The sequence below is a fragment of the Actinoplanes sp. NPDC051633 genome, assembly GCF_040681735.1.
Classification (GTDB): Bacteria; Actinomycetota; Actinomycetes; order Mycobacteriales; family Micromonosporaceae; genus Actinoplanes.
The window spans coordinates 1-7,349 of sequence record NZ_JBFAZH010000303.1 but is presented as its reverse complement, the minus strand read 5'-3'; the positions used below and the strand labels follow the sequence as shown (position 1 = coordinate 7,349).

Sequence of the window (7,349 nt, the reverse complement as noted above, 5' to 3'; positions counted from 1 at the left end):
GTCTCGGTGTGCCGGGCCTGCGGATCGTGCACGGCCGGGCGCCGTCGGCCCTCGCCGGCCTGCCGCGCCCCGACGCCGTCTTCATCGGCGGCGGCGTGACCCGCGACGGCGTGCTCGAGGCGTGCCTGGAGGCGCTGCCACCGGGCGGGCGGCTGGTCGCCAACGCCGTGACGCTGGAGTCGGAGGCGGTGCTGACCGGCCGGCACGGCGAACTCGGCGGCGAGCTGACCCGGGTCGCGGTGCATCGAGCGAAGCCGGTCGGCGGCTTCACCGGATGGCAGGCGATGATGCCGGTGACGATCTGGGCGGTGGCCACGCCGTCCTCAACCCCACCACCGCCCTTGACCGGACTGAAGGCTGAGTCGTGACGGTGCACTTCATCGGAGCCGGTCCGGGCGCCGAGGACCTGATCACGGTACGCGGACAGCGCCTGATCGCCACCAGCCCGGTCTGCCTCTACGCCGGGAGCCTGGTCCCGCCGGCGCTGCTCTCCTGGTGCCCGCCGGGCGCCCGCCTGGTCGACACCCGCGAGCTGACCCTCGACCAGATCGTCGCCGAGATGGTCGCCGCCGACTCGGCCGGCCTCGACGTGGCCCGGCTGTGCTCGGGCGACCCGGCGATCTTCAGCGCGGTCGCCGAACAGATGCGCCGGCTGGATGCCGCCCACGTCCCGTACGACGTGGTGCCGGGGGTGCCCGCCTTCGCCGCGGCGGCCGCCGCCCTGCACCGCGAGCTCACCGTCCCGGGCGTCGCGCAGACGGTGATCCTGACCAGGGTCGCGCACCGGGCGACGCCGATGCCGCCCGGCGAGGATCTGGCGGTGCTGGGCGCGAGCCGGTCCACGATGGCGCTGCACCTGGCCGTGGACCGCATCGAGCAGGTGGTGGCCGAGCTGGTGCCGTCCTACGGCGAGGACTGCCCGGTGGCGGTGGTGGCCATGGCGAGCCGGCCGGAGGAGCTGGTCGTGCGGGGGACGCTGGCCGACATCGCGCCCCGGGTGCGGGAGGCGGGCATCAAGCGGACGGCGGTGATCGTGGTGGGGGCGGCGCTGACGGCGGAGCAGTTCCCGGACAGCCATCTGTACTCGGCGAACCGGCAGCGCCGGTGAGCGCCGAGCCGACCCGCGGCGATCTCCGCGTTCTGATTCTGGGTGGCACGACCGAAGGGCGGCTGCTGGCCACGGCATGTCGCGGGCTTGCCGGCGTGCGCACGATCAGTTCGCTGGCCGGGCGGACGGACAACCCGATCATTCCGGCGGGTGAGCTGCGCATCGGCGGCTTCGGCGGGGTGGCGGGGCTGGTCGCCTTTCTGGAGGCCGAGAAGATCGGCGCGATCGTCGACGCCACGCACGTTTTCGCCCGGACCATGACCGAGCACGCCTACGCCGCCGCCCAGCAGGCCGGCGTGCCGCTGCTGCTCCTGCGACGCCCGGGCTGGACCGAGCGGGCCGGCGACCGGTGGCAGCGGGTGCCGTCCGTCACGGCCGCCGCGGAAGCGCTGACCGGGGGCCGGGTCTTCCTCACCACCGGACGACAGGAGATCGGGGCGTTCGCCGGCCGGGGCGACTGCTGGTTCCTGGCCCGGTCGGTGGAGCCGCCGCAGCCGCCGATGCCGGCCCGGATGGAGGTGCTGCTCGACCGCGGCCCGTTCACCGTCGAGGGTGAGCTGGCCCTGTTGCGTGAGCACCGCATCGATGTGCTGGTCACGAAGGACAGCGGCGGCGCGGACGCCAAGCTGGTGGCGGCGCGGACCGAGGGTGTACCCGTGATCATGGTCGACCGCCCGCCGGCTCCCGCCGCACCGTCCGTGCCCACCGTGGACGCGGCGGTGACGTGGCTGACCGTCCGCGCGGCGGAATAGCCGAGCTGTGAACGGATTTCACTTCCGAGATGCCTCCGGCGAACCGGAGTCGTCGGGCGGATCCGGGGTATCCACCCCGCGATCGGGCGGCCCCAAAAAGGTCGCACAGTCAGTGCGATTTGAGCGGGCTGTGAAGAGTCGCGCACCCTCCGCGACATAGATGGACTCCACAGGCCAATGGCGGTACGAAGGTACTAGGGCCATCGGTCACCCGGTTGATGTGGACACCCTCCGAGTCTGTCCATGATCGGAGCGCAATCATCGAAGCACACGGGCGTGCGGCGCATGCCGGTTCCCGCCAGGGCCGGGTGGACCGGTGGCGACAAGGACGGAACGGACAATGGCCAAGCATCGCGCCGGAAAGGGCGCCGATCGATGGATTCTGCCTGCGGCCGGGATCATCGCCGCGGTCGGACTGATCATCGGGGTGGCGGTCACCCGCATCGACGATTCGCCGCAGCGGGCCGGTAACGCCGCCGCGCTCGGCTGCGATCGGCCGCTGCGGGTCGTCGCCGCGTCGTCGTTCGCGCCGGTTCTGCAGGCGATGGCCGGCGAGATGGCCAAGGGCGACGACTGCGTACGCGTCGACGTGACCGCCGCCGACGGACGCTCCGGCATCAAGCGCGCCACCGAGCTCGCCGCCGACGTGTGGATCCCGGACGACGCGGCCTGGATCGGCTCGGCCGGCACGCTCAGCGTCGCCCAGCCGCCGATGGCCGGCGCCGGGACGGTGCTGGCGACCAGCCCGTTCTACATGGTCACCGACCAGGCCACCGGCGCGAAGCTGACCGGCGCGGGCAGCGGCTGGCTCGGCCTCACCAGGCTGGTCGCCCAGGACCCGAACGTGCACCTGGTGATCCGCGACCCGGTCGGCTCGGGTGACGGCATGCTCGCCGCGGGCGGGCCCGCCGAGGCGGTGTGGGCGGACGTGGACATGGACGCCTCCGCGCTCTGGCTCACCCACGCGCAGAAGAAGACCCGGATCGTCACCACCGGTCCGGCGTTGCCGGCCAAGGCCGGCGAGGTGGGCGTCGTCCCGGAGTACGCGCTGAGCACCGCGATCAAGTCGGGGGCGGCCGCAGCGGTCGCGCTGCCCGGCTCGGATCACACGATCTTGCTGCGCTACACGTGGTATCCGCTGACCCCGGCGCTCGCCGACCCGGCCCGGGCCGGGTCGCTGGAACGGCTGCGGCGCAAGCTGACCGGCCAGGAGGGCGCGGCCGCGATCAAGGCCGCCGGTCTGCGGACGCCGGCCGACGCGCAGGCCGACACCGGCGAGCTGCCGACCCCCGCGGCGAAACCGTTCGACGTGCTCGGCCCGCACAACGTCGACCACGTCTTCGCCACCTGGTACGTCGAGGACCGGCGCACCGATCTGCTGGTCGCGATCGACGTGTCCGGGTCGATGGCGGCCATCACCCCCGGCTCGGCGTCGTCGCGGATCGACCTGGTGCGCAAGGGTTCACGGTCGCTGGTCGGCCTGCTGCCCGACGACTCGCGGATGGGGTTGTGGGAGTTCGGCAGCGAGCTGGACGGCGCCAAGGACTACCGGCAACTGCTCCCGACGGCGGCGCTGAGCGACTCGCGGCGCCAGGCGATGCGGTCGGCGATCGACAAGCTGGGCACGCTGGAGACCGGCACCGGGCTCTACGACACCATCCTGGCCGCGTACACGTCGGCGCGTGACGGCTATCGCGCGGGCGTACCCAACCAGGTCTTGATCTTCACCGACGGGCGCAACGAGTCCGACGAGAAGTCGCTCACCGCGGGCGGGCTGGCCGCCAAGCTGAAGGCCGCGGCGGACCCGAAGCGGCCGGTGCTGCTGAGCGTCGTCACGTTCGGCAGCCCGGGCGACGCCAAGGTGGTGGAGGACGCGCTCAAACCGGTCGAGGGGTACGTGGACCGGCTGGTCACGGCGGACGAGGTGGCGGCGGTGTTCATCCACGTGGCGGCCGGCGGGCTGCAGCACTGACCACCAGGTCCTAACGCGGCGCGGGCGGGGCGATGAGCGCGCCCAGCGAGCCGAGGGCGGCCGTGCCCTCGTCGAAGTAGCCGTTGTGCTCGTCGCGCGAGCCGTTGTCCGCCTCGAACACGTGCGCGCCGAACCTCGCGTCGGTCGGGTCGAGGCCGTGCCCGATCGCGTCGGGCTCGTCGGGGGCGAAGATGCGCACCCAGTCGTCGGGCGACCTGATGGCGTGGACGCGGCGCCCGATCTGGTCCGGCGGCACACCGTCGAGGGTGAGCTCGCTGACGTGGTCGACGCCGGTGCCCGGCGCCGCGACCAGGATCAGGTCGTCCGCGTTGAGGCCGTAGTCGCGGGCGGCATGCCCGGCCACCACCGCGCCGTAGCTGTGCGCGACCACGCTCTGGTGCGCGGCACCGGCCTCGTGGGTGGCGCGCAGGCCGTCCTGGAACCGGTCGAGGGCCTCGGCGCCGGCGTCGGCCTGGAACGGGAACGCGGCGCCGACGTCGTCCGGGGCGTCGTAGCCGAGCCACGCGATCGTCGAGACGGTGCCGTGCCCGTCGGCGCTCGCCTCGGCCGCCGCGGCCAGCCGTTCGGCCCGCTGGACGTCGAGGTCGATGCTTCCGAGGCGGGCGCTGGTGCCGGGCACGACGGTCGACACGTTGGTGGCGGTGTCCGGGTTGCCGATGGCGACGATCGCCTTGCCGTCCTCGCTCGCGTCCAGGCCGAGGATGAAGTGGTCGGAGCCGAGGCCGTCGAGATAGCGCAGCTTCTCGAGCTTCTCGTCGATCGCCCGCAGATCCTCGGTGTAGAACAGCTCGTTCTCGGCGTTCGCGACGTGGGCGGCGCGTTCCGCCTCGACGCGGGCGATCTCGCCGTCGAGAGCCCGCCGGTTGGTCTCGTCACGGACGTCGGCCGGGATGCCGTCGAGGTTGCGGATCGCGTCCGGGTTCTCGTCCTTGAGCTTGGTCTGCGCCGCGTCCGGCTGGGTCTCCCACCAGCTGCGCACCGACGCCGGGTCGGAGCCGGCCGGCGGCGGCTGGGCCCGGCCCAGCGGTGCCCCGCCCGCACCGGAGATGCGCGCCGCGCCGTCGGCCATCGCCTGGTTGACCTTGTTGGCCAGATCCTGGACGTGCTGCGCGCGGTACCCGGGCACGATGTCGTCCCAGGCGGTCAGCGGGCTGCTCGCCATGATCTCGTTGATCTGGTTCTTCACGGCGGTCAGCTCGTCGGCGTACGCGTTCGCGCGCCGCGCCAGCTCGATCATGTCGTTGCCGGCCTGATTGGTCACGTTGAGGTGCCCGCCGGCCCGCGCCCGGTACGCCACCCCCGCGTCGTCGGTCCACATGGCCTCCAGCTCACCGAGCGAGAACGCCCCGGCGTCGATGAAGCCGTCGCCCTGCTCCCGCCACGCGTCGGCCAACGCGCGCATCCGGTCCTCGTCCGCCTCGGGCCAGCCGGCCAGCGGCCGTACCTCCGCCCAGAGTTCCGCGGTGGGTTCTCCGACCGGCATCTCAGGCCCCGTCGCCGATGATGTCGGCGAGCCCGTCATGGGCCCGCGCGTCGGCGCCGGTGTAGAGGCCGATGCACTCCACGGCCAGCGCCCCGTCGCCGCTGATGTCACCGGGCATCTGGTCGGCGATCGCCTTGATCTGCGCGCTGTCGCCGTTGTAGACGGTGCCGAACGCGCCGCCCAGGATGTCGTCGCCGATCTGCGCCTCGCCGTTCAGGATCTCCGTGCGGCCGCCCTGCCAGCGGCCGCCCAGGTCCTCCCCCGTCGCGGTCAGCCGATGGGCGATCGGCTCGACCACGTCGGTCCACATGTTCATCTCGCCGCCCATGACGCGAGCGTGCCCGATGCCACGGCCGGCGTCCGGCACGGTGGCCGCAAGCTGCCGCCGTCAATGCTTGGGGATGCGGACCTTGTCCCGGGCGAAGCGGGCCCGGTAGGCCGAGGCGCTCATCCCGTAGTGCGTGCGGAAGCGCCGCGCGAAGTAGTTCTGGTCGGGCCAGCCGACGGCCTCGCCGATCCGGTTGATCGGCTCGTCGGTGTGCAGCAGCCGGTCGGCGGCCAGCTCGACGCGATGCCGCGACAGGTACGCGATCGGCGGCAGCCCGGTCACCGACTTGAACAGCCGGACCAGATATCCGGGCGCCAGGTGCAGCTCGGCGGCCAGCTCGGCGAGCGTCCAGTGATGCTCCGGCCGCGCCTCCATCAGCCGCATCGCGTCGACGACCGCGCCGTGTATGTGGACGCCGGCGCCGGGTGACTCGCCGCCGGCGGCCGCCGCGCGGGCGACGCAGCCCAGGATCAGGGCGAGCCGCCCGACGATGTCGCCGCGATGCCGCTCCATCGACGCGTCCCGCAGCTCGCCCAGCGCGGCGAGGTGGCCGGTGAGCTCGTCGAGGGCCGGTCCCTCGAGGTGGGTGGTCATGACGCCGCGCCGGTCGTCGGAATACGGCCCGGTCCACAGCAGGTAGCCCAGCAGCGGGTCCTCGCGGGTCCAGGACAGCTCGCGGCGCAGCAGGTCCGCCGCGAAGCAGCAGTTGATGATGTCGAGGTCCTGGCACTCCTCGTAGCCGTGCCACACGCCCGGCCGGAGCAGGATCACGTCACCGTGGCGCAGCCGAGCGCGGCCGGCCTGGCTGTGGTGCACGCCAGCTCCGCCGATCATCGTGACGATCTCGAAGAAGCTGTGCGTGTGGGCCGGGTGCGTGCCCTGGTGCCGGTACGGCCCGGCGTACGCGACGTAGCCGTCGACGAAGTACACCAGCGTCCTGGCGTTCTCGACCGGCGGCTCCACCATGCCTAGACCGTAGGCCCGGAAGTGCATTTCGTGCTACCAGAGGTTCAGTCCGGACTAGGCCTCGACCAGCCTGAACCGCAGGATCGGGGGAACGGCGAAACAGTCCCGCCACAATCCCGTAATCCCGACCCCTCGAAGCGCACGTTTTGAATGAATCGTTTCAGGAGCGAAATTGACTGCCCTCCCCGCGCCAACGCCCGTCCGATTCGAACACCACACCGACGCCGCGCTGGGCATCGGCACCGCCGAACCGCGGCTGTCCTGGCAGCTCCCGTCCGCCGGCGAGGACTACCGCCAGCAGCGGTACGAGATCGAGATCGACGGCGAGACCTACGCCGTCGACTCCCCCGAGCAGCTGCTGGTGCCGTGGCCCGGCCCGGCGCTCGAGTCGCGCCAGGCGGCGCAGGTCCGGGTACGCGTGAACGACAGCCCCTGGAGTGAGCCGGCCACGGTCGAGGCGGGACTGCTGCACCCGGGCGACTGGACCGCCCGGTTCGTCAGCCCGCCGACGACCGGCGACGGCCCGGTCATCGCCGGCGAGATCGACGTGCCCGGCGACGTGGTCAAGGCCCGCCTCTACGCCAGCGCCCACGGCATCTACATCCCGACGCTGAACGGCGAGCGGGTCGGCGACCACCAGCTCGCTCCGGGCTGGACCTGTTTTGGGATTGTTAAGGGTTCCGAGGCTCAACGTCAATAAAGCAATTGGAATAAAGCAA

7 protein-coding genes and 1 pseudogene are annotated in these 7,349 nt (G+C 72.4%); 5 read left to right on the top strand and 3 right to left on the bottom strand.

What is annotated here, in order from left to right; translation table 11 throughout:
* The 4 genes and pseudogenes from AB0M20_RS18490 to AB0M20_RS18475 all read left to right on the top strand — a co-directional run.
* A pseudogene (locus AB0M20_RS18490) lies at positions 1-368 on the top strand (hypothetical protein); the annotation flags it as partial.
* Positions 365-1,108, top strand: coding sequence for a precorrin-4 C(11)-methyltransferase (gene cobM / locus AB0M20_RS18485; protein WP_364299608.1), 744 nt, complete (start codon positions 365-367; stop codon positions 1,106-1,108). The pseudogene AB0M20_RS18490 and the gene cobM, both read left to right, overlap by 4 nt.
* Positions 1,105-1,860, top strand: coding sequence for a cobalt-precorrin-6A reductase (locus AB0M20_RS18480; protein WP_364299606.1), 756 nt, complete (start codon positions 1,105-1,107; stop codon positions 1,858-1,860). The genes cobM and AB0M20_RS18480 overlap by 4 nt, the downstream gene beginning before the upstream one ends.
* Before the next feature lie 340 nt (positions 1,861-2,200).
* Entirely contained in the window at positions 2,201-3,832 is a 1,632-nt protein-coding gene (locus AB0M20_RS18475; protein WP_364299604.1) for a substrate-binding domain-containing protein, read from the top strand.
* A gap of 10 nt (positions 3,833-3,842) precedes the next feature.
* Here AB0M20_RS18475 and AB0M20_RS18470 read toward each other — a convergent pair whose 3' ends face one another.
* The 3 genes from AB0M20_RS18470 to AB0M20_RS18460 are packed head-to-tail and all read right to left on the bottom strand — an operon-like array spanning position 3,843 to position 6,630.
* Positions 3,843-5,336 carry an alpha/beta hydrolase gene (locus AB0M20_RS18470; RefSeq protein WP_364299602.1) on the bottom strand — a complete coding sequence of 498 codons (1,494 nt, stop codon included), beginning with the start codon at positions 5,334-5,336 and terminating at the stop codon, positions 3,843-3,845.
* A gap of 1 nt (position 5,337) precedes the next feature.
* Positions 5,338-5,664 carry a hypothetical protein gene (locus AB0M20_RS18465; RefSeq protein ID WP_364299600.1) on the bottom strand — a complete coding sequence of 109 codons (327 nt, stop codon included), beginning with the start codon at positions 5,662-5,664 and terminating at the stop codon, positions 5,338-5,340.
* A gap of 60 nt (positions 5,665-5,724) precedes the next feature.
* Positions 5,725-6,630: an AraC family transcriptional regulator gene (locus AB0M20_RS18460; protein ID WP_364299598.1), complete on the bottom strand. Its 906-nt coding sequence runs from the start codon at positions 6,628-6,630 to the stop codon at positions 5,725-5,727.
* Between the two features lie 172 nt (positions 6,631-6,802).
* On the opposite strand from AB0M20_RS18460, the gene AB0M20_RS18455 reads away from it, so the two are divergent.
* Positions 6,803-7,330 carry an alpha-L-rhamnosidase N-terminal domain-containing protein gene (locus AB0M20_RS18455; protein WP_364299596.1) on the top strand — a complete coding sequence of 176 codons (528 nt, stop codon included), beginning with the start codon at positions 6,803-6,805 and terminating at the stop codon, positions 7,328-7,330.
* The last annotated feature ends 19 nt before the right edge of the window (positions 7,331-7,349 follow it).